Annotated in this window: 23 protein-coding genes; 3 read left to right on the top strand and 20 right to left on the bottom strand. The window is 45.4% G+C overall.

Annotated features, from left to right (window positions below):
* Positions 1-15: 15 nt before the first annotated feature.
* The gene (gene uvrA, locus VLA77_02330) at positions 16-2826 is read right to left on the bottom strand and encodes an excinuclease ABC subunit UvrA (GenBank protein ID HSE29401.1); all 2811 of its coding nucleotides are present in this window, start codon (positions 2824-2826) and stop codon (positions 16-18) included.
* Between the two features lie 132 nt (positions 2827-2958).
* On the opposite strand from uvrA, the gene VLA77_02325 reads away from it, so the two are divergent.
* Positions 2959-3468 (top strand): hypothetical protein, encoded by a 510-nt coding sequence (locus VLA77_02325; GenBank protein ID HSE29400.1) that lies wholly within the window; start codon positions 2959-2961, stop codon positions 3466-3468.
* A gap of 87 nt (positions 3469-3555) precedes the next feature.
* Positions 3556-3813 carry a PGPGW domain-containing protein gene (locus VLA77_02320; protein ID HSE29399.1) on the top strand — a complete coding sequence of 86 codons (258 nt, stop codon included), beginning with the start codon at positions 3556-3558 and terminating at the stop codon, positions 3811-3813.
* On the opposite strand, the gene sbcB is transcribed toward VLA77_02320, so the two are convergent.
* The 7 genes from sbcB to VLA77_02285 all read right to left on the bottom strand — a co-directional run bounded on the left by sbcB (position 3810) and on the right by VLA77_02285 (position 12453).
* Positions 3810-5216, bottom strand: a complete 1407-nt coding sequence (sbcB, locus tag VLA77_02315) for an exodeoxyribonuclease I (GenBank protein ID HSE29398.1) — start codon at positions 5214-5216, stop codon at positions 3810-3812. The genes VLA77_02320 and sbcB overlap by 4 nt on opposite strands.
* Positions 5217-5269: 53 nt before the next feature.
* Entirely contained in the window at positions 5270-6550 is a 1281-nt protein-coding gene (gene obgE, locus VLA77_02310; GenBank protein ID HSE29397.1) for a GTPase ObgE, read from the bottom strand.
* Between the two features lie 41 nt (positions 6551-6591).
* Positions 6592-7677 (bottom strand): CHAP domain-containing protein, encoded by a 1086-nt coding sequence (locus VLA77_02305; GenBank protein ID HSE29396.1) that lies wholly within the window; start codon positions 7675-7677, stop codon positions 6592-6594.
* Between the two features lie 275 nt (positions 7678-7952).
* Complete coding sequence (gene mltG, locus VLA77_02300) at positions 7953-9143, bottom strand: endolytic transglycosylase MltG (protein HSE29395.1); 1191 nt, start codon at positions 9141-9143, stop codon at positions 7953-7955.
* The gene (gene ruvX, locus VLA77_02295) at positions 9140-9535 is read right to left on the bottom strand and encodes a Holliday junction resolvase RuvX (GenBank protein ID HSE29394.1); all 396 of its coding nucleotides are present in this window, start codon (positions 9533-9535) and stop codon (positions 9140-9142) included. The genes mltG and ruvX overlap by 4 nt, the downstream gene beginning before the upstream one ends.
* Position 9536: 1 nt before the next feature.
* Complete coding sequence (locus tag VLA77_02290; protein HSE29393.1) at positions 9537-11180, bottom strand: hypothetical protein; 1644 nt, start codon at positions 11178-11180, stop codon at positions 9537-9539.
* Position 11181: 1 nt separating this feature from the next.
* The gene (locus VLA77_02285; GenBank protein ID HSE29392.1) at positions 11182-12453 is read right to left on the bottom strand and encodes a cell division FtsA domain-containing protein; all 1272 of its coding nucleotides are present in this window, start codon (positions 12451-12453) and stop codon (positions 11182-11184) included.
* 98 nt (positions 12454-12551) lie between these two features.
* Between VLA77_02285 and VLA77_02280 the strand changes: the two genes are divergently transcribed.
* Positions 12552-12716: a hypothetical protein gene (locus tag VLA77_02280; protein ID HSE29391.1), complete on the top strand. Its 165-nt coding sequence runs from the start codon at positions 12552-12554 to the stop codon at positions 12714-12716.
* Positions 12717-13246: 530 nt separating this feature from the next.
* Here the strand turns inward: VLA77_02280 and VLA77_02275 are convergent.
* The 12 genes from VLA77_02275 to VLA77_02220 all read right to left on the bottom strand — a co-directional run bounded on the left by VLA77_02275 (position 13247) and on the right by VLA77_02220 (position 25096).
* On the bottom strand, positions 13247-15217 hold the full coding sequence (locus VLA77_02275) for an alanine--tRNA ligase (GenBank protein ID HSE29390.1): 1971 nt from the start codon (positions 15215-15217) through the stop codon (positions 13247-13249).
* 68 nt (positions 15218-15285) lie between these two features.
* Positions 15286-15525 carry a hypothetical protein gene (locus VLA77_02270; protein ID HSE29389.1) on the bottom strand — a complete coding sequence of 80 codons (240 nt, stop codon included), beginning with the start codon at positions 15523-15525 and terminating at the stop codon, positions 15286-15288.
* A gap of 53 nt (positions 15526-15578) precedes the next feature.
* Positions 15579-16808, bottom strand: coding sequence for a PQQ-dependent sugar dehydrogenase (locus tag VLA77_02265; GenBank protein ID HSE29388.1), 1230 nt, complete (start codon positions 16806-16808; stop codon positions 15579-15581).
* 32 nt (positions 16809-16840) lie between these two features.
* Positions 16841-17881: a tRNA 2-thiouridine(34) synthase MnmA gene (gene mnmA, locus VLA77_02260; protein ID HSE29387.1), complete on the bottom strand. Its 1041-nt coding sequence runs from the start codon at positions 17879-17881 to the stop codon at positions 16841-16843.
* The gene (locus tag VLA77_02255) at positions 17878-18525 is read right to left on the bottom strand and encodes a YdcF family protein (GenBank protein HSE29386.1); all 648 of its coding nucleotides are present in this window, start codon (positions 18523-18525) and stop codon (positions 17878-17880) included. The genes mnmA and VLA77_02255 overlap by 4 nt, the downstream gene beginning before the upstream one ends.
* A gap of 83 nt (positions 18526-18608) precedes the next feature.
* Positions 18609-19061 (bottom strand): hypothetical protein, encoded by a 453-nt coding sequence (locus VLA77_02250; protein ID HSE29385.1) that lies wholly within the window; start codon positions 19059-19061, stop codon positions 18609-18611.
* Between the two features lie 116 nt (positions 19062-19177).
* Positions 19178-20317, bottom strand: coding sequence for a cysteine desulfurase family protein (locus VLA77_02245; GenBank protein HSE29384.1), 1140 nt, complete (start codon positions 20315-20317; stop codon positions 19178-19180).
* Positions 20318-20320: 3 nt separating this feature from the next.
* Positions 20321-20743 carry a hypothetical protein gene (locus tag VLA77_02240; protein ID HSE29383.1) on the bottom strand — a complete coding sequence of 141 codons (423 nt, stop codon included), beginning with the start codon at positions 20741-20743 and terminating at the stop codon, positions 20321-20323.
* Between the two features lie 2 nt (positions 20744-20745).
* Positions 20746-21000, bottom strand: a complete 255-nt coding sequence (locus VLA77_02235) for a hypothetical protein (GenBank protein ID HSE29382.1) — start codon at positions 20998-21000, stop codon at positions 20746-20748.
* Positions 21001-21037: 37 nt separating this feature from the next.
* Positions 21038-21817, bottom strand: coding sequence for a TatD family hydrolase (locus VLA77_02230; GenBank protein HSE29381.1), 780 nt, complete (start codon positions 21815-21817; stop codon positions 21038-21040).
* Complete coding sequence (metG, locus tag VLA77_02225) at positions 21817-23292, bottom strand: methionine--tRNA ligase (GenBank protein HSE29380.1); 1476 nt, start codon at positions 23290-23292, stop codon at positions 21817-21819. The genes VLA77_02230 and metG overlap by 1 nt, the downstream gene beginning before the upstream one ends.
* A gap of 157 nt (positions 23293-23449) precedes the next feature.
* Positions 23450-25096, bottom strand: coding sequence for an ABC-F family ATP-binding cassette domain-containing protein (locus VLA77_02220; GenBank protein ID HSE29379.1), 1647 nt, complete (start codon positions 25094-25096; stop codon positions 23450-23452).
* Positions 25097-25140: the final 44 nt, after the last annotated feature.

The raw sequence follows: 25140 nt of genomic DNA, 5'->3' as shown, positions 1-25140 counted from the left end.
CCAGATAACACGGCTCTAGAGCAACGGTGCAAGGTATTTACCGGTGTAAGATTTCGAGTTTTTAGCAATGTCTTCGGGCGTGCCCTGAGCAACTACAGTTCCACCGCCCTCGCCGCCTTCTGGACCCATGTCGATCACGTTGTCAGCGCTTTTAATGACATCTAGGTTGTGTTCAATAATCACCATACTGTTGCCGGCGTTTACCAATGCCTGCAACACATGAAGTAACTTTTTAACGTCAGCACTATGTAGGCCAGTTGTTGGCTCATCTAAAATATATAAAGTCCGGCCGGTTGCGCGGCGACTCAGCTCACTGGCAAGCTTAATACGCTGTGCCTCACCACCACTTAAAGTTGTTGCCGGTTGACCCAGTTTAATATAACCCAAACCCACTTCGTTTAAGGTTTGCATTTTTTTAGCAATTACAGGCACGTTAACAAAAAATTCTGCCGCCTGTTCTACCGTCATCTCGAGTACGTCGGCAATAGTTTTGCCTTTAAAATGGATTTCTAGTGCCTCGCGGTTATAGCGTTTACCCTTGCAGACCTCGCAGGTTACGTAGACGTCCGGCAAAAAGTGCATTTCAATTTTAATTACACCATCACCTTGGCAATTTTCGCAGCGTCCGCCTTTTACGTTAAAACTAAAGCGGCCCGATTTGTAGCCACGAATATTCGCCTCTGGCGTGCTAGCAAAAAGTTCGCGAATTGGCGTAAATACACCGGTGTAGGTTGCCGGGTTACTGCGCGGCGTGCGACCAATAGCCGACTGGTCAATAGTAATAACTTTATCTAAACTCTCAATTCCGTCGATTGCGTCATGCTTGCCAGCAACTTCGTTGGCCCGGTGCAAGCGATGAGCAAGTTCTTTAGCTAGAATGTCATTAACTAATGTAGATTTACCAGACCCTGAAACGCCTGAAACAACTGTTAAAACACCCAGCGGAATTTTAACATCGATGTTTTTTAAGTTGTGCTCGCGCGCACCTTTAATAGCCAATTCTTTGCCATTGCTAATTCGGCGACGTTTTGGCACTGCGATTTTTTCGCGACCACTTAAATACGCGCCCGTTAAGCTGTTCTTGTCGGCAGCAACCTCGGCCGGCGTACCTTCGGATACGATTTGCCCACCGTGAACACCAGCACCTGGGCCAATGTCGAGTAAATAGTCGGCGGCACGAATTGTGTCTTCGTCATGTTCAACCACAATCACCGAGTTGCCTAAATCGCGCAAATGCTTAAGAGTTGCGATTAATCGATCGTTGTCGCGCTGATGCAAACCAATTGATGGCTCGTCCAAAACGTAAAGCACACCCTGCAGTCCTGATCCAATCTGAGTCGCCAAACGGATTCTCTGCGCTTCACCACCGCTTAAAGTGTTGGCACTGCGGGCAAGTTCAATGTAACCTAGGCCAACGTCATTCAAAAACCCTAACCGGGAACTAACTTCTCGCAAAATTTGCTTAGCAATAAATAGTTCTTGTTCGGTAAACTTTAGGCCCTTATCAAAAAGTTCCAAGCCATCAGCCACACTTAAACCACAAACATCCATTATGTTTAGGTTTTGCACAGTTACGGCTAAAGCCTCGGGTTTTAATCGTGCGCCACCGCAAGCGTGACATTTGCGCTCGCGCATAAAGCGCTCGATGTCGCGACGCATAAATTCACTTTCGGTTTCTTTATGACGACGTTCGAGATTTGGAATAATTCCTTCAAAAGTCGACTCAAAGCTGCGACCACTCGTGAGCGAAATCCTATATTTTTGACTACCTGTTCCGTATAGAATTTTATTTAACTGATCTACGGTTAATTCACGCACAGGAACTTGGATCGAAAAACCGTTCGCTTCGGCCATTGCCGCAACTTGTTTCATATACCAAGTGTCGATCCTGATTCGGTTCCAAGGGCGAATCGCACCTTCGGCAATCGTTAAACTTGGATTTAAGATTAAATCGGGATCAACTTCAAGCCTATTACCCAAGCCAGTGCAAACCGGGCAAGCTCCATGTGGCGAGTTAAAGCTGAATAATCGCGGCGCGAGCTCCGGAATCTCAACCTCTGGGTGGTCAACACAAGCATATCGCTCGCTGTAAGTTCGCTCAGTTTCATCATCTGCATTTAAAACTTTAACCACACCCTCGGCAACTTCGAGTGACTGCTCGACGGACTGAGTAATTCGCCCCTTGTTATCAGCATTATTAACTACTCGATCCACCACGATCTCGATTGTGTGCTTCTTCTTTTTATCTAGCGTCGGAAACTCATCGAGCGCATAAATAATTCCATCCACGCGAACGCGCGCAAAGCCTGCTCGCTGATACTGATCTGGGATGTGAGCAAACTCACCTTTTTTATCCACAATTATCGGAGCTAAAATAATTAATCGCGCACCCTCAACGGTTCCAACAATTTCGTCCACAATTTGCTGCGGACTGCGACGTGTAACCTCTTTGGCGCAAACCGGACAATGCGGGGTGCCTATTCGCGCAAACAATAAACGCAAGTAGTCGTAGATCTCGGTAACAGTTGCAACTGTTGAGCGGGGGTTTCGGCTTGTGGATTTTTGGTCAATGCTGATAGCCGGGCTTAAGCCGTCAATTTGGTCAACATCAGGTTTTTCCATTAGCCCCAAGAATTGTCTGGCATAACTGCTTAAACTTTCGACGTAACGCCGCTGCCCTTCGGCGTAAATCGTGTCAAAAGCAAGGCTAGACTTACCTGATCCAGATAAGCCCGTAATTACAACTAATTTATCGCGCGGAATACTTACACTAACATTTTTTAAGTTATGTTCGCGCGCGCCACGAACCGTTAAACTTCCTGACATAACCCAAAAATTATACATCAAAATTAAGTATTTAGATAGGTTAGGCTTGACTGCATACAGCCATATTGCTCGCATTTTTGACAAAATATAACTTAAGTCTTAAAATATGTTTGCCCAAAGAATGGAGTAGCTGTGACAGAGAACAGCGAACCGCCCAAGGCAGTCAAGATCACAGTAAACTACAGGTACGTTGTGGTGACGTTCCGCGAGAATATCGCCACACTAAGAATGGGAGCATTCGTAGAGTGGCTAATTGAGCAAAATCGGTTTCTGCCCGAGATTTCCGCCGACGGATGTGTAATCCGTGTCGCCAAGGTAGCTCGCGCCAACTTAAATGCTCAAATCGATTCCCTGCGTCACTACTTCGGAACCGAGATGCCGTACACTGGCACGCTCGATTACGTTGAATACGCGGTATCGCGGTATCCCCGCAACTGGTGGCGTACTCTCAGTCTGTACGGCAACGAGTTCACCGCTGAGCAGGTCGAGGCCGTAGCAGTTTCCCTACACGGAAAAATCGTGTGCGATCATATTACCGTTTGCCCTCCCAGCAGCTTCGAAGGATGGAAACTGGTCTTCTCTTTGCCTCGCCCTAACCAGAACTGGGAAGAGCACATCACCGCGGAGGGCATTGCGATCTGACCATTCGGTGGGCGGGCCAGCGTCGAGAGGCGCTGGCCCAATGCCCAGACTCACAAAATTTTGATAATTAAGTTATAATACAATTAAATGAAAAACTTGCTAGAGCAGAACTGGAAAAAAATACCGCAGTCAGTGCGTAAAATTTTCGTGTTTGTGGCCGGCTGGTTAACAGTTGTTGCCGGCGTTGCCATGCTCGCTCTACCTGGTCCGGGTTGGGCGGCAATATTTTTAGGTTTTGCAATTTTAGCAACCGAGTTTACATCTGCAAGGCAGGTTAAAGAGCTGTTTATCCAAAAATTTCAGGTAATCCTAGCCTGGTACAAAAAACACATAAAAAAGCGTTAGTCAGCCGGTGCAATGCTTTCGGCCCAAAGCTGAAGTTCGCTGAGCAAAAAGTGTGAGTTTGTAGTTTGAGCTTGTGAGCCTAGAGTCTGCAGGTTCTGCGCGAACACAGGCAAATCTCGTTGCAGGCGTTCTTTGCGGTAAGATTCCCAGCTTGCTTGCTCGTGTTCGGCCAAGCTTTTAGCAAAATTACGCGCTTTATAGCGTAGAAGCAAGTCACTTAGACGTTCATCGGTAAAATCAGGATTAAAATCGGCTAGTATTTTTTCATCGGCCGCCCGGACCGCAGCCATTTTAATTTTATCTTTATCGCCCACAAAACCATCATATAAACGCGCGTCCACATCTGATGTTTTAGCAAACTCACCGCGAGCAAAGACCTCACGCAGTTTATCGGCCAAGCCACTTCTTTTAAGTTTATTCAGGTTTTGCTGAACCAGTTTCATGTCAATCTTAATACGGTCGCGGGCGGCTTCATCCAGCACTCCGACAGGAGCGACCGCTGGGCACTTTCCGTAATTAAGTTCCTTTGCTGGCAACGGGACAAAACCTTCCATTTGGCGTTTTTCGTAGTTAGCGAATCGTACTTCTTGCAGTTCAGCTACGCTCATTTCATCCCAGTCTGTGGGGTCGTGACGCAAATCATAAACAATCACAGTACCCGGCGTGCCCCCTGGAGCTAACGGATAGGCTATCGTGGTATGGCCGGTACCCTTAGGTAAGCGCCCAGAAGTATAAATAAACGGCTGCGGATCATCTAAGTTAACCAAATTGGCAACTTCTTTTTTACTGCGCATTTTTAATAAATACTCAAAAAGTTTAGGCTGTTTTTGCTTAATTAGTCTTGCCACAGCGATTAATGCAAGGACGTCACTTAGAGCGTCGTGAGCTTTTTCGTGATCTAGCCCATTGTGGCTCGATAATAATTCAAGCTTATTTATTGCTTGGCCGTCTTCGGTGACCGGCCAGTTTATGCCCTCTGGCCGCAGCGCACGAGTCATTCGCACGACGTCTAACATATCCCAACGACTTCGACCATCCTGCCATGCCCACTCGTAAGGGTCATAAAAATTGCGATAAAGTGTATACCGCATAAATTCGTCGTCGAATCTAACACTGTTAAAGCCTAAAATTATAGTATCCGGCAAAAAAACTTGATCATGTAATAATTTCAAAAAATCAGCTTCCGTGTAGCCATCTTGCAAAGTCTGCTGCGGCGTGATCCCAGTGATTAAAACAGCCTGAGGGTCAGGCAAGATTTCGTCTGTCAGCTTAACCAAAACGTTAACCGGCTCGCCAATTGGACTTAGATTTTCGTCAGTCCGCTGCCCAGCAAATTGCATAATACGCTGACTTTTGGGGTCAAAACCGGAGGTCTCTAGATCGTAAAAAAAGAAATTGCTCATTGGAATAAGTGTAACATCAACTGCCTAAAAAAGGTGAACCAGCTAAGCACGTATTAAAACGTCAAACTATAATCAGTTCGGCGACCAATTACAATTTTATCACCGTGTTTCACACCTTGTCGTTCAAGCTCATGCATTATGCCCATTTTTTTCATAATGTCACGTAATCTGCGCAGACCAGGCTCCGTGTCGAAGTTGGTTCTAGCTGCAAACTTTTCAATTTTATTACCCACAACCACAAAGTAGCCTTCTTTTTTAGTAACTTTCCAGGCATTCTCCTTTTGCTGTTCACCAAGGCTAATAGTTGGTAATTCGTCTGTTTTAGCAGGATTTTTAGCCGCTTTAGACTTAACCTTTGTGACTAATTTTTGTGCAGCTCGTAAAAGTTCGGTCACACCAATGTGCGCCTGCGACGAAATCGCAAAAATCTGCGTTCCTTTCGGCACTACTTTTTTAAGTTCGGCGATTTTTTGGTCAATTCCGTCTTGCGGCAAACCTTCAATTTTAGTCAAAGCCACAATCTGCGGACGTTTCGACATCTGTTTATTGTAAGCCACGAGCTCAGCATTTATAGTTTGATATGCTTTTGCAACATCATCTTCGTAAATATCAATTAGATGGATCAGAACTTCGGTTCTCTCGACATGTCGCAAAAAAGCATCACCCAAACCTTTGCCTTGGCTTGCACCTTCGATCAATCCAGGAATATCCGCCACCAACAAACTAGAATTATCGATAACCGCGACACCTAGGTTTGGAGTTAACGTTGTAAAAGCATAATCGCCGATTTCAGGCTTTGCATTGCTAATAACGGATAAAAACGTTGATTTTCCTGCGTTAGGAAAACCAAGTAAACCAACATCGGCTAAAATTTTAAGCTCTAACGTAAGATCTTTTTCCTCACCCTGCTCACCGACTTCCGCAACTTTTGGGGCACGTCGCACCGACGATTTAAAGTGAGCGTTGCCAAAACCGCCATCACCACCCTTAGCAATGACAACTTGCTGACCGTTGGCAACTAAGTCGGCAATAATTTTATCGTCTTGCCAAACTTGTGTTCCGACAGGTACTTTAACAAATAAATCGTCACCATTGCGGCCATGCTGATTGCGATGAGCACCGTTTACACCATTTTGCGCTTTAAGTTCTTGTTTAAACCTAAAAGATACAAGAGTATTTTCGTTAGGATCGGCAACAAAAATAACATCACCACCTCTCCCGCCATCGCCGCCATCTGGGCCGCCGCGATCAATGAATTTTTCTTTGCGCCAACTAACAACGCCGTTTCCGCCATTGCCCGCAATCACCTTAACTAAAACTTTATCAACAAACATTTTGCTAATTATAACATCTTATGAATTAGTTTGCGATAGGACTAGTGGATGTAGTTGTACTGGCCAGCTTCAGCAGCAGAAATTGTTCGACTAGAAATTCGGTTCCAACCACCATAGTTCATCTCACTAGTCACAAAGCTTCCGTCGCCGTTTACACGCTCGACGATACCAACGTGACCAAATCCATACCATCCTGCAGCAGTCTGGAATACAGCTCCTGGTTCAGGAGTTTTGTCAACTCGGAATCCGCCAGCGCGCGCGTAAGTTGCCCAAGTAGCGGCGTTGCCCCAGTTACTACCAATTGGTTGACCCAGTTCCGCACGCCTGTTGTATGCATACCAAGTACAGTACCCATAGGCGTACTTATTTCCTGCGTAAACTGTAGGCTGAACGGCCACGTAAGCTACGTTAACACTTCCGGAAGTGCGCGGAGCAACATAACCGGGACGCTCGTTTTCAGGCAACACACCACCAGGCAAGACAATTTGAGAGCCCACGATCAAACCACTTAGCTCGAGGTCGTTATAAGAGACGATTCGATCTTTGTCACTTTGGTACTTTGATGCTAAGCCGTCGACAGCGTCACCTGCTTTAACAGTGTAAACTACACCCGTTGTGCCAGCAATTTTCAACTCTTTACCAGAGGTCAAGGCGTCGGAAGTTAGGTTGTTAGCCCAACGAACTGTATCTTCTGAGATTCCAAATTTAGCGGCCACCGAATTAACATTGTCGCCATCCACAGTAACGTAAGTAGTGATCGGTGCTCGGCCTGTTTCGGTTTGCACGATCTGAGGTTTAGTTACATAGTCAGACTCGGTTTGCGCAAGCTCGGTTTTACCAGCAAGCGAAATAGACAGGCTTTGAACGTTAGACTCCACAGGCAGTTTAGCTACCTGAGCAACGGCCGTAGCAACGTCCGCTGCCACAATTTGGTCAACTGAAGGAGCAGCGGCTTCGTCTAACACACCGAACGAACGTGCTTGTGAAGAACTGCCCGCTTCGACGGGCGCGCGATAGTTAAGGCCAATTAGACCGATAATACCAAGTACAACTGCTACATGGGAACTGAGCAGAGCAATATTCAATTTTTTATTGCGAGAGCTGTTGCGCGTCTCTGGTGTTACCAAATTACCATCACTATCGACTACGAAAGTCGAATCACGTTTTGGTAATATGTTCGAGAATTTTTCTCGTACACGTTGGGTAATAATATGCTTCTCCGGAATGCCTGTTGCCAGGATTCACTTCCGTGCGGCCGCCTTTAATTACTAATTTGTAATTTACTCGCTTTTGGGGCTACGGAAGAGCCTTAAGGTTTTAGGTATCCCACCCTACCTCAAGTGCATATATCAATTCTAGTCGTTATTGCCTAAAGTGTCAATATATTACGTAATATAGTTAACTACTCAAGCTCGCACAAAACTCGACAGTACAAGTTTACATTTTGCTCATGTTCTTCATTTGTATAAGAAAAGCGCGTAATGCCATCATCGCCGGCGACAAAATATAAATACTCGGTGTTAGCGGGATTGGCTACGGCCTCGAGCGCGCCAATCGTAAAATTACTTATCGGTCCCGGTGGCAAACCTAATACAATACGAGTGTTATAAAGTGAATTAAGTGTTGGAGTTGGCGCTACACCCAAAAGCTTAGCGCCGTAAATAAAAGTTACATCAGATCCTAAAGGCATACCCTCGGACATACGCTTTAAAAATACTTGAGCCACTTTGCGTTGATCTTCTGGACCATTAACTTCTTTGTAGACAATCGAACCCAACGTTATGCCTTGATAAAGATTAAGACCTTGCCGCGCAAGTTGCTCTTTTAAGTTATTTTGCTTAATAAGCGCATCAAATTCAGCAAATGCACTACTTAGCACGTCTTCTACGGAGTCGCCCGATAAAGCAAAATACGTGTCAGGATAAATATAACCCTCGAGATTAGCATCGGCTGGCTTGCCTTCGAAAAGATCGAACTGATAGTTTTTCGCAAAGGCAGCGTCGATATCTTGCTGAGAATAACCGTAAGTTAAGAATAAGGCTTTAATGTCAGCGAGGGTTTTACCCGGTAAAATGGTAATCTCAATCGTGTCAACACGCCCTTCATTTAACCAGTCAACGACTTCGGCAACCGATTGGTTAGGTGACAATAAATAATGCCCGGCTTTTACACTAGTTTTACCAGTAAATGTCATGTAAAGCTGGGTAGCCAGAGAGCTTTTAACAACGCCTGAATTTTGCAAAATTGCTGAACTTTGATCTATCGAAGCGCCTTGTGGTATTTCAACTTCGACCTGAACATAGTCCTGAGTTTTAGGTTTTAATGCTTCTTGATACCAAAAATAACCAAACGCGGCCGCTACCATACTTAGTAATATGCCAAGCAGGATTGTGCCTGCTATCCAATTTATTAATTTGCGCTTTTCGGTAGGTTTAACGGGCTCAACTCTAGGCAAATCAAGATTTCCCAAGATAGATTCAGCCTGTTTTTTAGAACTAGATGATCGTTGACTTTCGGGTGCCTCATATGATCTAGGCGCTGGTAAAATATCAGCCTTTTTTATTTGCTTGGGAGATCGCCTAATATCGTTCAATGCAAGGTCTCCAGGTAATCTTGTAAAATAATTGCGGCAGCTTCAGCGTCGATTTCATGTTTTTGAAAGCTCTTTTTAGATTTAGTCAGACGTTCTTCGGCCAAAACAGACGTTAGTGATTCCTCTTGCCAGTGAATTGGTAGGCCAAGATCGACTAGGTTGTCCTGAACAAATTCTTCAACTTTTTCTGTCTGCCGCGTAGTCTGGCCGGACTGATTTAACGGCCGACCAACCACAATATCACTAACACTGCTGTCGTTCACTAAGTCCTGTAAAACCTGCTTTATATTTTCGGTGACATCAACGGTTTTTAGAGGCCAAGTAACTTTAATTGCCGGATCGGCCAATGCGACACCAATGCGTTTTTCACCTACGTCGAAAGCAATATACACTCTAGTTCTCTACGCTAAATTTAATATCTATTTTTTCAGCTTTAGGCGCCTTAGTAACCCAGAATGGCGATAGATTAATTTCTACATTTTCTACACCTGGAATTAGGTTAACAATCTCCTGTATCTCACCGTAGCGCTTACCCTCTAGCTGTTGCGCCAGCTGGTTTGTGTCAATTCTAGGGCCAATGTAAGCTGTCGTGACCATTCGTGACATTACTGTATGGTCGTCGATGCGTTGGAAAGTTTGAAATACAATCGTGTCTTGACCATAGCTATACGCTTGTTGATCGGACTTACTTTGCAAAACAGCGTCCACAGTTTGTTTTAGAATTGCATCAACATCTGTGCGCTGGACTCCGGTAAGCTTATAAGTGGTTTCCTGGCTAAGTTTGGCTCGAGTTGCCTGTTCACCAACATTTGGAGCAACAACCTCGGGAGCTTTCGATGTTTCAAAACTCTCATTGATCACAATTTGATCAGCAGTAAATAATTGTTTTAATTCAACTTTAGCCGCATTGTCATCTGGCTTTGGCAACTGCTCACGCGCCTTGTCTACATCTTGTTGCGAAACAACTTTCACAGTTTCTTTTGTCCCACCAGTCATGGCCGATCCCACGCCATCAACTTTGTTAGAGTAACCACTAATCGAGTAGGCTTGTGCAGCAATGTTGTAGTCTGGACCAACGGCCGTAGCCTCAACCGAAACGGTCGCCTTACCAGATTCAGATCCTGCCTGTGTACACGAACTAGAAGGCCCTGTGAAGTCCGGCACGGTTACAGATTGGGTGCTCACGAAAACCTGCCCACCCGTGGCGGTGAACTTTGTTCCGGAAGGAATTACCGTGTCATCCGAAAAATCGCAGTTCCGGATTGTTATAGTGCCGCTGGATTTATTGCCAATTTCTTTGGTGCCCGTGGCATCGAATTCAACCGCTACTGTTTTTTTAACAGATTGTTCGGTTGATTTTAGTAATAACGCGTTTGTATCACTTGCCTGAATTGATGGGTCGAGCTTTAAATTTTTATCTATGTTGACAGCAGTAGTTCTCGCAGTAATTGTAACTGTGGCGCGTGGCGCAAACACAAATGCCCACACCATGAACAAAATCAAAACCAAAACACCACCACCTATCAAAAAGAATCTTTTACGAAAGGTGTTAAAGTTTGGAACCGCAGACTTAACCTTGCCCTTTCCCTCTTTAACCGCTTCTACCGCGACTTCACCGATATCCACTTTTTCACTAATTTCATCTGCCGCCGATTTATCTTTTTTAACCGCCGCAGCCAAACCAATCTTACTGGCAAAATCGCCAACTGGGATCGATTCTCCATCAATAACTTCTTCTTCGGTGTCGTTCAAAAGATCAATTTTTGGAATTTCGGGCTTAGATTGCAGATTTTTTGCCACAGGCATACTCAAACCAGCCGCAAGCGCAACCAAACTGTGTTCGTTAGTAATTAACACGATGTGTTTTTGTGAACCTGCCGCCGCTTTTTGCAACAATTTCAAGTTAACGGCACTCTGCAAAACGCCGATTCGTTTTGGCGGAACTAGCGCGACAATCTTATTTTTAGTGGCCTTAACTTTGCCAATTATGGCGGTTACGTCGTCTTCTGTGTCGATGTAAATTACATCTTTTTGCACGTTATACCCTTAAAATTCTGTTAAATGTTTCTTTTACGCCCTCGGGGCCGGCACTGCCTACAATCGTATCATATCCTACTCGGAGCAAACCCATTGCGGTTATGTATGTATGATCGTTTACATTGCCCGTTTCGTCAATAATTCCGGCCACGTCGGTTGGTTTTATGTGATGAATACTGGGCTTACGAGTAAATGGCAACTCTTTATACCAATCACGAGTCTCAAGTGCCGTCACAAGTTTTTTTAGTGATGATCCGCCACCACAAAGTAATATACGATTCGGCAAATGATCAATCGCATCGAACTCACTAAGCGCAAGCTCTACTCCGTTAATCCAAACATCCAAAGTCTTATCAATGGAATCTTCAACCTTGCTCTTAATGTCCGCTTTTAAATTAGGCTCCTCAATGTGAAGTTTCAATTTTTCGGCATCATCGTAAGGCAAATCAAGGTCAGTAGCAATTGTGCGCGTAAAGCTGCGGCCGCCGATTCCAAACATTTTCGTGCCTTCGACGCCACCGTCGTTAACAACGGCAATATCGGTCGTTCCAGCGCCTACGTCGGCTAAAACTGCCGTAAAATTTGTACTTGCATCAGTTCCTAGAACACTGCGACTAACCGCAAAAGGCTCCGCGGCCACTGCAATTAAATCTAAATCTAATTCTTGAGCAGTTCGTTCCAGCGCTCCAATATGAACCATTGGCGCAAAAGCTGTGTAAATTTGAATAGCTACATCTTTACCCTGAAAACCAATTGGGTTAGAAACTTTATACCCATCGATGTGTATGCTCACAATTGCACTGTTAACCAGTTTAATCTCGACATCGTCGTTGCCGGTCTCCCAGGCAATCTGTTTTTGCGCTTTAGCTTGCGCGCGTTCCTGAACCTTTTCGATGATAAATTCCATTTCACGCATGTCCAGCGGCATATTTGGCTGAGGCCGCTTATAGCGAATCGTGCTAGTCATCCCTTTTACAAGTTCGCCGGCAATTCCAATTACCACACGTTTTGCCTGCAAGCCGGCCTGATTTTCGGCGTCGTTTAGAGCTTTTTCGCAATTACGCACAACGGCGCCGATATCTGCGATCGCTCCCGCGTGCATGTCGCTCAAACCTTGCTTCTCGCGACCCATGCCTATGATTCGTAAATCGTCGCCATCAACTTTGGCGATAAGTGCTTTAATAAATCCTGTTCCAATATCTAACGCTACGAGGTGTTGATCCCCTCCGTTACCGCTACCCGGAATGACGTTTTTGAGCTTACTAAAAATCATCTACAGGTAAGTATAGCATAAGCTGATTTGTTAATTGAACAGTTGCCGCAAAAGCTTAGTTGTGATATTAATAGATCACCTCTCGAGAAAGGCTCATCGTGGCCAAGTTTAAAAAGTTCCTGCCGTGGATCTTGCTGATCCTGGGAATTGCCTGGGTTGTCAACAACCCGAGCGGTGCTGCCAACGTGGTCAAGTCGGTGTTCGGAACGCTCATCGACATCGCCGAGGGCTTCGGAGACTTTTTCTCCTCCCTCGCCTCGTGAGTAGCAGGGGTGCGGGCCGGCGTTCTATTTCGCCGCTCGCATCCCTCAATACCTTGAATTTTATAGTGCTTGTGGTATAATATAGAAGTCTAATTGGATCGCAGCCTTGGAGGAAGCTGTGGAGTTTAAGACTTGGCTTTGGTACATCTCGTTGATTGTTTCGATGACGTGTGCGGCCGTAGGATATGGTGGGAGCATGGCCTGCACGCTTACGCAGAACGACGAGAGTGCTCAAAACTTCATGTTCTTCGGCGTGACTTCGACCTTTGTGTTGATCGCCGTTGCGGCTTACGGACTCCTGTCCGGCAGTCCCAGCAAGGGACGCCACCACACCAAGCGATAGTTCTCGTTGTCGACTCCATTCATTCTGCCGAATGGCGAGCTGGATCACATTGATCTTCCCTCGCCCTAAGAAGACGACCATCAGGCTATAAGTGCGATCATGCATCTCACAGCCAAAAGACGCGCCGCCCTGACTATAGCGTCATGGGCGGCGAAAGCCCCAGATACTCTCTGGGGCTGTTTTATAATTATTGCAAAACTGCTTTTATTCGACGCACACCGGCGCTGCTTGCTTCTTCTTTTAAGATCTTAAATCGTTTACCATCTTCGAACAACTGCAAAGTATGATCAACATGCGGACCGCCACAGATCTCAAAGCTAAAAGGTTTTTCGGCGCCATCGGCGATCATTTTGTAGACCTTAACAGTCTCGCCGTAGCGATCGCCAAACTGCCCCAAAGCACCCAAAGGCCCGGTTGCTTCGGTAGTTGGATATTCGGCCCATGATATTTTTAAGTCTTTGCCAATTTGCTCATTAACAATGTCTTCGGCTTGTTTTAGCTGTTCTGGAGTTACCTTTTCTGGGTGACTAAAGTCAAAACGTAACCGTTCTTCAGTAATATTACTGCCCCGCTGGATCACGTGCTTACCTAAAACATCGCGCAAAGCCTGGTAAAGCAAGTGAGTCGCAGTGTGATATTTTTTATGGATTAATTGCTGACCACCCAAACCACCCTTAAACACGCCTTTGCTGGCAGTTTGGCTGCGAGCACGTTGTTCTTGCATATGTTTTTCAAAGTCTTCGCGCCAGTTTTCGGGAACTTCAACTTCTTGCTTAAATGCTTCTTCGACACTAAGCTCAACTGGAAAACCATACGTATCGTACAATAAAAATATATCTTCACCCCTAAGCAACCTTATCTTTACTTTGCCTATCTGAGTATCACCATCAACTCGAGCGTCTAGTCCAATATGCGCAGAGCTCGGAACGACTTCTTTGGTTGTAAGTTTTTCAAAAACTTTTAGTCCGTTCCTCAGGGTCTGACGGAACACTTTTTCTTCGCGCGCCAAAACCTCAACCACGTGATCGCGATTCTTCGCCACTTCAGGGAAATCTTTTTCGTATATTTCGGCGATCACCGGAACAATTTGTTGCATAAAGTTTTGCTCGACGCCAAGTTCAAACGCAAAACGAATCGCACGGCGCATTAAACGACGCATAACGTAGCCTTGTTCTTTATTGCTTGGTGTCACTCCATCTACTGCCAAAAACGCCGCACCACGCAAGTGATCGGCAATTACGCGCATCGCATTGGTGTGATTTTCGTATTTTTTGCCGCTGATTTCCTCAAGTTTTTCTACGATCGGCCACAAAAGGCTTACTTTAAACATGTCTGGGCTGTTAATTGCTGCTTGGGCAATACGTTCCAAGCCACCACCAAAGTCAATATTTTTAGATGGCAATGGCTCAATACCCTTTTCAGTTCGTACATATTCCATTAGTACATTGTTGCCAATCTCTACAAAGCGGCCACAATCGCAGTTAGGATGACACTTTTCGCCGTAGCTTGTGTCATGCTCGATAAAATCGAACTCGTAAAATAGCTCGGTCGACGGACCGCCTGGTTCTCCAACGGTCATATTTTTGATCATGCTACCACGCCACCACCAGTTCTTTTTGTCGTCATAGTAAAAAATTCGCGCACCAGCCGGCATCCCAACTTTAGCGGCGTTAGCCTCGGAGCCAGAATCGACTTCGCCAGCCTCAATTCCTTTGGACTTAAATAAGCTCTTCCAGATTTCGCCCGACTCGGTGTCTTTAGGAACATTAAATTCTTTGTCACCTATAAACGCAGTTACATAAATTTTGTTTGGGTCAAGCCCGACGACATCCACCATAAATTCGAAAATCCACGGTAGTTGTTCTTTTTTAAAATAGTCGCCCAAACTCCAGTTACCGAGCATTTCAAAAAAGGTTGTGTGGCGCGGATCACCAACCTCTTCGATGTCTTGCACACGCAAACAGGTTTGGCTGTCGGCAATTCGCTTGCCTTCGGGGTGTTCTTCGCCCAACAAATACGGCACCATTGGCTGCATGCCGCTACCCGTAAAAAGCGTAGTTGGGTCGTTTTGCGGCACTAAAAGAGCACGCGGAATAATTTTGTGATCACGTTGCTTGTAAAACTCTATGTATTTATTGCGAATTTGTTGTGCGTTCATATTTGATGCCATTATAACAGATATAAAAAGAGGCCGAAAGAACTCGACCCCTTTTTTGGTTCACCGACTTACTGACCGGCTACTGGTGGAGTGCCACCTGCATCTGGGGCTGGAGGAGTCGCCTCACCGCCAGCAGGCGGAGGTGTTGTGCCGCCTGCAGTTGGAGTGCCACCGGCGGGCTGTTCCCAATTACCGCCCTCTGTTGGAGCTGGTGGAGTTGCGCCAGTGTCACCGCTTGGCGGAGTTGGAGCTGTTGTTGGTTGCGTGCCTTCTGTTGGTGTTGCACCAGGATTTTGTTGCGGATCCATAACTTCCCTCGATTATGTTTATGCTTACAAAGTTAGTATATCACATACTTAATTTAATCAGTTGTAAAAACCCTAATGATCTTGTCGTCGTTGCCGTTGCTGGTGCTAATATAAAGCGCGTTATCTGGCCCCAGAGTGGCCGCGCGTAGTCGCCCAAATTCGTTTTTAAATAACTCAAGCTCGCTAACTAGCTTTAAGTCTTTATCAAGCTCAAAAAGGCGCACGTGTTTATCCTTTAGAACCGATACAGCAACGCGTCCCTGCCATAAACCCCAATTTTGCCCTTGCAAGATTGCTGCACCGGAAGGCGCAATTGTAGTCTCGCCGGAACTCCAGATTGCACTTACGGCATCCGTAAACCGACTCTTATCAGTCATTGGCACGCCAAGCTCGTTGTAGCCAGCGCCTGGAGACCAACCAAAGTTACCCGGCAAAAGAGGGTTTAGTTCGTCATCTTGGTAGCTCCCGTGCTCGACACTTATACCTTGGATGCCATTTATTGGCTCGCTAAAAAATGCTAAACCTTGCGAATTGCGATGGCCGTAAGAAAAAATTCTCGCATCAAATTCTCCACCTAAATTGCCAGGCGCAGCATTACCCTCACGATCAACACGTAAAATTTTTCCACCCAGGCTCTCAGGATCTTGAGGGATTGTTCCGTTCATTGCAGCGTCGCCAGTGGCCACCCATAAATATCCGTCAAGTCCAAAGGCAACTCTGCAGCCAGAATGCCGTCCGCTCGGGTTCGCTGGGATTCCAGTAACAACGTCTGTCTTACCTTGCAGACCATTTAGTTGGTCGTTAATTTTAAATTTAACAACTCTAACGTCGCCCGAGGTACTGTCGTAACAGGTGTAAATTAGTCGGTTATTAGCAAAATCAGGGTCGATCGCCAAACCTAACAAGCCGCCTTCGCCACCAACTTTTACATCGTCTACATTAGCAAGTTCCCTAACCTGGCCGTCAACAAAGGCGCTAATTTTACCACCGCGTTCAGTAAAAATCATTTCTTTAGTGGGCAAAAACCCAATATCCCAAATATGTTCACGCCCGCCTAAAACAACCTCGGTAGCAATTTTTGGAACAACCAAGGGCTGATCTTGAACAGCCTGCTCAATCGGAGGTTCAGATTGCACCATTTGCTCCGGTGTTTGCTGTACCGACCACCAAATTGCAAACGCTACAGCAAGCGCTGTTAAAACTAGAATTCCAATATAAATCCAGGGCCTGAGTTTTTTATCGGGCTTATTCACTCCAACCGTGTGATGCTGGCCTGATTGCATAGGCCAATTGTAACACGCTTACGCTAAAGTTTTTAGGCTACGATTCCGCCGCCCAAAACTTTGTCACCACTATAGACTACAACTGATTGACCAGCGGTAATTGCCCTAGCCGTATCCTTAAGTTCAAGCTCGGTGATTTTGTCGCTGATTCTCGTAATCTTCGCCGTTACGAGTGGCGCACGATAACGTGTTCTAACCTGATATTCATGACCAACTTTTGGCTTTTCATCAATCCAGTGCGGTTGATTGAGCTCAACTTTATTTAGCCATAAAGCAGCGTCGTTGATATCTGTGGTAACATAAACCTCGTTTTTGGCAATATCTTTGCTTGTTACATAATATGGCAAGCCGCCGCCGATCCCCAGCCCGTGGCGCTGACCGATTGTGTAAAAAATTGCGCCCTCGTGTTGGCCAATTATTTTGCCGGTTTTTTTATCAATCACATCGCCGGGTTCGGCTGTAACATACTGGCTTAAAAAGTCTTTAATACCAACTTCGCCGACAAAGCAAATACCCTGGCTATCTTTTTTACCAGCGGTGACTAAACCACGCTTTTCGGCTTCTGCGCGTACCTCGGGTTTCGTGAGTTCGCCAACCGGGAAGAATGTTTTAAGTAAGGCGTCTTTGGTAACACGGTATAAAAAGTAAGTCTGGTCTTTAGCACTATCAGCCGCCACCAAAAGTTGGCCGTCTTTTACGCGCGAATAATGCCCGGTTGCAATTGCATCGGCACCATCTTCTAGCGCAGTTTTTAAAAAAATCTTAAACTTAATCTCTTGGTTGCACATAATGTCGGGGTTTGGTGTGCGACCAGCTTTATATTCGGCAATCATGTAATCTACAACTTGCTGGCGATATTCTTTTTGAAAATCAAAAACTTTAAAATCAATTCCAAGCTGAACAGCGACGCGTTTTGCGTCGGCTAAATCATCGGCCCATGGGCATTTCATTCCGGGCAAATCTTGCGTCCAGTTTTTCATGTAAACGCCAGTTACTGTGTGACCCTGTTCTTTTAACAAAGCCGCAGCCAGCGAACTATCAACGCCACCGCTCATTCCTACATAAATATTCATGCTTTTATCATTACAATTAAAGTTTTTGCGCTTTCAGCCATTGCCAGCCACCAACCGGCCATAGTCGTCCACCAATAATCCGGCCATAGTCGGTCATATGGAGTAGGATGGTTAACAACTTGAACATTTTGCCCTAAAAAGCGTTTAAATTCAAGTCCCGCCCGCCGCTGGTGGTAAGGTGAAGTCACAACTATAACACGGTCTGCGCCGCTTAAAATTACGCTTGTATGCAGTGCATTCTCTGTTGTATCAAATGCGTTTTCTTCTAACAGAATTGCACTCGCAGGAACACCAGCTGTCACAGCCTGCTCTTTCATGGCTTCGGCGTTTGATGGGCTCTGGGCATCTAGAGCTGCGCCGGAAAAAACTAATTCATTAGCCCAACCAGCTTTGTAGAGTTTAATGGCCTCGGCGACGCGGGCCGGCGTATCGCCACCGCTGATCGCTACGATCGCATCGGCGGGAGCACACGTAGTATTAGTTGAACTCGGGCCGCTACACTCCTTAAGATCATCTACAGTCAAAAGATTATTCACACCGGTAACCGCCGCCCACAAACCCAATGCAATGATTGCAATCGTAAAAATTAATTTCATTACTTCTATTTTCTCATACTTTTTAGCTTTTCGTCCTTTTGGACTCATCAGCATGAACTACATTCATGTAAGCACGTCCAAGGGCGGGCTCGGCCCGAATGAACATCCAGGCCGAGCCGCGCTTCTTGGGTTCAGCAGCCCTTGGGGACTGCGTTGGGCAGGTGGGTTGCGGTCTCGATGTTGCGGAACCGCGATCCCGGCGTCCAGCGGATACCGCGGTACGTGATCTCGTACACCTTGCCCTTGTCGAGGCGGTAATATAGGTCGGCGGCGTCAGTGCGCCAGGCCACGATCGGGAGGTGCATGTCCTCTACCACGTAGACCTCGCGGGTGACCCCGTCACTGACACTGACCCGGTACTGGTCCTGCTTTGGGTCCTTGTCGCAGACCGTGACGACGGCCGTCCCACTGAAGAACAGTGGGAAGTTCGGTGCGCCACAGCAGCAGGCCACCAGAAAGCCCACGATGACGACAGTGATGAGACATCCCGTGCCGGTCATCTTGGACTTGCGACCTGCAGCTCTACGACCCGCGATCACACCCTCGAGTACGGCCTCGGGGCCGTCGGGGATTCTACCTTCCATTGCACGAAGCCTCTCAGCTCTCTCACCTCAACCTGTTTGAGACGAGGTGTAAACCCACGTCTTACAGCCCATCTCAAACAAATTAGCTTGGTTATTATACAATTAAAATAAGTTTTTTACAATACAGACGCTAGCGCTTTAATCGCACGATTTATATCTGCTTTAGAAGTTCGCCGCCCAACCGAAAAACGCAGACTTCCTTGCACGGTTTGCTCGTCACACCCCAGCGCTTGCAAAACGTGTGAGGCGGTTTGCTTATTTGCCGCACAGGCAGATCCGGTACTAATCATCACCCCAAGCTCATCAAGTTCCATTAAGAGTCGCTCGCCATCAGCGCCAGGCAAGCTTACGTTCAAAATATTTGGCAAGCGCTTTTTTTGATTTCCGTTAATAATTGCATCTGGGCGCAGCTCGACTATTCGGCGCTGCAGTTCATCGCGCAGGGCACCGGCTTTAGCGATAGCCTCTTTTCGTTCAGATTGAGCGAAATCCAAAGCCGCCGCCAAACCGATTGCGCCGGTAACATTCTCTGTGCCAGACCGCACACCCATCTCCTGACCGCCACCGTAAACTTGTGGTTGTAAAGTTACACCAGCTCTTACAAAAAGCACGCCAGTTTGCTTTGGGCCATACATTTTACCTCCGTTAAGAGTGATTAGATCAGCGCCCAAACGACTTGCATGTAAGTCCAAATAGCAAGCAGCCTGGCTGGCATCGGTGTGTAAATAAAGCGGTAATTTGTTGTTCTTAAGTTGCCGTAAGCGGCGAATCTCCTTAATAATCTGCGCAACTTCGCCCAACGGTTGAATTACGCCCAGTTCATTGTTTGCATAGCCAACGCTGATTAAAACAGTTTTATCTGTAATGTTTTGCTTTAAAACGTCAAGATCGATCACGCCGTCTGGCTTGACGGGCGTTAAAATATAGTCGTACTGCCGAGCGGTTGCCAAAACTGCCTCATGCTCGATTGAGCTTGCAATAAGCTGTGCGTCTGCAAATTGACGCATTACACCATTTATAGCCAAATTTATAGATTCAGTTGCGCCCGCAGTAAAAATCACTTCGGCATTTTTTGCGCCAAGCCAGTGCGCAACTCTAGCGCGAGCAGTTTCCAGATCTGACTTAACCTGTTTTGCGGCTATATACGAGCTTGATGGATTATAAAATAAATCTGTAAAATAGGGCTCCATGGCCTTAAAAACTCGTCCGTCAAGCGGGGTCGCCGCTGCGTAATCTAAATAAACTTGCTTGTTCATTAACTATATTTTAGCAGGTTGGTGAGGCAAGGGTTGGCCAGTTGCGGCATCGAATTTGTAAACGTGCCGAGCAACTTGTTCGTAGTAAAGTTGTATTGCGGTCACCAGGTTGCGCAATTCTTCGCCCTTAACAATCTGGTAAGGCTGACCATCTTGCACTTTTAAAATACCGTTATTATGTATTTCGTAGCGAGTAGTTACGCTAACTTTCTTTTTTGTAGCTGGATCTTTCCACTCTTCATACCAAACCCACGCATGTTCGTCCAAGCAAAAAAATTCGCGCCGATGACCTTTGGGGACAGGGCCAAAAAGTTTGGAGCCAATTGCAGACTCCATTCTGATAAGATCACGCATTGTTAAACGAGTATAGCCCGCCGATTGCTGACCGGTTATAAACGTTTTAATGCTTTGTAAAAATTTAGACATGTTTACCTCGATGCAAGCTGGTTGCGTACCTCTGCAAGGTTTCGGCCAACTTGGCCAATGTATAAATGAGCACCGTCAAGTTCACCTGTTTTAGATTCCGGATATTGAGCATGTGCATTGTCTAGCGCATCTTCAATTCCAAGGATTTCTGCAGCTTGCTCGTTGGCCATTTGGCTTAGCTTAAAAGGGTCAGTCTCGGCAAAAACTTCGGGGGTTCTCGGGGTAACTTCGCCAAAATTTATTCGTTGCTCATTCATAAAACATCCTTAAAGTTAGATTTTTATTTTTGGATGTTTATTTTGTTAGACTAAAAAGATTTTGTGCGTTTTTGGTTGTGGAATCGGCAATTTGTTGTATAGATTCGCCGCGAAGTTTCGCTAAAAATTCTGCCACAACCTTAACTTTCGCGGGCTCGTTCACTGTACCACGAAATGGGTTAGGAGTCAAGAACGGCGCATCTGTTTCGAGCAGCATTTTACCCAACGGAATATTTTTATAAACCTGCAGTTGGTTTGGGTCTTTTGCAAACGTTGCGATTCCGTTCACGCCAATAAACAAGCCTCGCTCGATTGCCTTATCTAAGTTCGCTTGATTATCGGTAAAACTGTGCAGAACTCCACGCAGGCCCTTATAGCTGTCAAAAATTGGCCAAAAATCGTCAAAAGCTTCACGAACATGGAATATTATGGGTAGATTGTATTTTTGAGCTAGCTCAATCTGTTGGCGCAGGATTCTTATTTGATCAGCTTTTGGAGAGTTTTCGTAAAAGTAATCCAGGCCACATTCGCCTATAGCGACAATCTTGTTCGGCGCAACATGTTTGGCTATCGCAACAATCTCGCCTAAATCCGAAATCGAATCCTCACTCTTCGCATCATGCGGATGCAAGCCCACGCTCGCCCAGGCGTTAGGCCGGTTTTTTACGAATTCGACCGCCTGCCTACTCGTTATCACATCAGTTCCGACACAAATAAACCGCGTCACCCCGTCTTTTGCAGCGTTTTTTTCAACTTCAGAAGTATCCAGCTTATAACCTGGTTCGTGGATATGACAATGCGTATCGACAAATTGCATTATTTTGCCGGTTGTTGAGCTCGCGGATCAACTGTATGTTTGTAAATCTTAGGAAATAAAACACCTTGATATGGAGTAACCTGCCCGCCTTCGAACACATGCTTAATTGCCTCGGCGGTCGTTGGCAAAAACGGTAGTAACAAATCTGCAATCTGAATCAAACTAGCAGCAGAGTATGCCAAAACTTCTTGAAGATGATCCGCCTGTTCAGGGTTTTTTGCGAGTTGCCAAGGCTTAACTTCCTCTAAGTAGATGTTCAAATTGCGAACCATTACCCAGATTGCGTCTAACGCTCGATCAAATCTGAACTCGTTCACCTCATCATAAAATGCCTTGGTGTCGTGCTTGGACGGCGGTAATGCTCCAATCACACCATTTTGATATCTGTTGATCATACTTGCAACGCGTTGCACCAAGTTACCAAGTTCGTTACCTAGCTCGTTATTGTAGGCGTTTTCAAATTTTTCCCACGTAAAATCGCCATCGTCAACTGTTGGGATATGGCGCAAAAAGAAATACCTAAAAGCGTCAGCCCCGTAAGTATCGATTACCTCGATCGGACTTACTACGTTGCCTAAAGTTTTGCTCATTTTAGTATTACCTGCTAAAACGTGACCGTGTACCAACAAGGTTTTTGGCAATGGTAAATCCAGCCCAATTAGCATTGCAGGCAAAATCGCACCATGGAACCGCAAGATGTCCTTTCCGCCCACCCAAACATCAGCTGGCCAGAACTTCTTAAAGTTGTCAGCATTCGGGTAACCTAAAACCGACAGATAATTCAGTACGGCCTCGAACCATACGTACATTACCTGGGTGTCATCACCCGGCACTGGTATTCCCCAGGCTAGCTGCGTTTTTGGACGACTAATACTAATATCTTGTAGACCTTTTTCGATTAAGTTTAAAATTTCGTGCTTTCTAAAGCTTGGTACAATTTTAACTTCACCGGCAACTATACCTTGGCGAAGTTGCTCGCCAAATGCACTGAGTTTAAAATAATAGTTTTCCTCGCTTAGTCGCTCGTATGGCTTTTGGTGATCTGGGCAAACACCGTTGTTCTCGGCCGCTTGCTGATCTGTTACAAAACTTTCACAGCCAACGCAGTACCAGCCTTCGTACTTACCTCTATAAATATACTTAGCCAGTTGCGTCCAAATTAACTGAGAAGCTTTCTCGTGTTCGGGGCTGGTTGTACGAATAAACCCGGTCGGTGTTATGTTTAATTTTTTATAAAAATCCTGCCAAAGCGGAACGATTTCGTCCACATACTGCTGTGGGGTTTTGCCGAATTCATGCGCTTTTTGAGCAATTTTCGTGCCATGTTCATCCACACCTACTTCAAAAAACACGTCTGCACCAAGCTGACGATGGAATCTGGCTAGAACATCCGCCAAAGTAAAATCAAGTCCATGCCCAATGTGTGGCGCGGCGTTAACATATGGAATTGCGGTTGTAATATAGAATTTATTCACAGTGATAGTCCTTATTTAAGATGATAACAAAATTTGGGGTATAAAAAATCATTCGCGCGCTAGCGCATCATGTACATCATCGAAAATTGAGCAAAACTGTGTGTCATTTACACTCATTATATCATAATTAGGATATAACTAATAGTGAGCATTAGGTTTACCTGCCGATTTTCACAACTTGCCCAGCCAATTTTTTTGTAAAATAACTATCGTGCGAGACATACAAGATCGCGCCACCGAATTTTAACAGGGCGTTTTCTAATTCCTCGATACTCGGTAAATCTAAATGGTTGGTCGGCTCGTCCAAAATTAGCAAATCTGGGTTATTTGCAAACAACCTAATCAGCTGCAGCCGCGCTTTTTGACCGCCCGAGAGTTTAGAAACTTCTTTTTCTTTATCGAGCTGCGGATCGAACAAATAGTTACTCATTAGTCGCATGATCTCTTGATCAGTTATACTCAATCCAAAGTCGCGATAAATCTGTTCGATCGCCTGAACCAAATTTAAATCAAGCAACTTCCCGCTAATTTCTTGTTCATAGCGGCCGATCTTACATTTTTTATCAACTTTTATTTCACCGGCTTTAAGAGTTTCAGGGATATTGCCAGCCGCAAACTCCATAATTGCATTAATAATCGTGGATTTACCGGCACCATTGCGTCCTCTAATCTCTAATCGATCACCAGGCGAAATCGTAAAGTTTACATCCGTAAAAAGCGGTTCGCTGTAACCCAGCGAAAGATCAAGAGCGCTGACCAAATAATTTGCTTTGCTCGCCAAAATTGATTTTGTGTTAAGCGAAATATTTTTAGCTTTATATTTATGGTACCTCTCGCTAACTTTATCCTGCATGCCTGCAAGCGATTCTTGATCAACCCAAAAATTAGGCTTTTGCAAATTAACTTTTAGTTCGTCACGTTCCTTAACCAAACGTCGCTCTAACGGTATGAATGGGTTTGGCGTTTTACTTGTGCTAGCTTTTTTGGCACGAACCGATTGAATTTGCTTGTTTAAATTCTCGATTGTTCTAAGAGCGGTTTCGTAATCGTTAAGCTGGCTAACCGTTGTGGTCGCATTTTGACGCAAATAAGCGTCATAGTTACCTACAAATTTTAACGATAGGCCGTCTGTTAACTCGATGATCTGATCCACAGTTTGCAAAATATCGCGATCGTGCGAAATTACAACCACGGCTTGAGGCGCGTTTTTAAACCATTTTATAAAACGCTCTTTTGCAATGTAGTCCATGTGGTTGGTTGGCTCGTCGATCAATAACAGATCGGCGCGTGCGTGCGTAAGTTTTACCAACTCCACAAAACGGCGCTGACCGCCCGAAAGAGTTTTAAGTGGCATGTCGGCTTTATCGCCAATCTGGTAATCCGCCAAGGTTGTGCGTACTTCATCTTCTACGTGATAAAAACCGAGTTCGCCAAAACGTTCAAGCGCCTCAGTAAATTTAGTGATTTTCGCTTCATTGTCGCCCATGTGCGCCGGATAAGTTTCGATTATATGTTTTAGGCGCGAGTATTCTGGCAATTCCTGCAAAATATATGCCACCGCCGTTAAATCATCCACATCGTGATGCTCTTGGCGAGTCGTGGCAATTTTTATGCCTTTTTTGTAAATTAAATCTCCAACAAAATCGCCATCTTTGCCGTCCATTATATTAAAAAGCGTAGACTTGCCCACTCCGTTGCGGCCAATAATCGCCAGCTTTTCGCCTTTTTGAATACTAAAGTTTAAGTTTTTATAAAGTTGGGTTGCCCCAAAAGATTTTTCGGTTATTTTTACAGATGCAATCATAATTGGTTCTCAAAAAAATTAATAAGATACAAGTTTTGTACGCC

Source organism: Candidatus Saccharimonadales bacterium, from assembly GCA_035457485.1.
GTDB lineage: Bacteria > Patescibacteriota > Saccharimonadia > Saccharimonadales > EFPC-124 > DATIBO01.
Note: the sequence above shows the minus strand (reverse complement) of the source record. Positions and strands in the feature narration are given on the sequence as shown.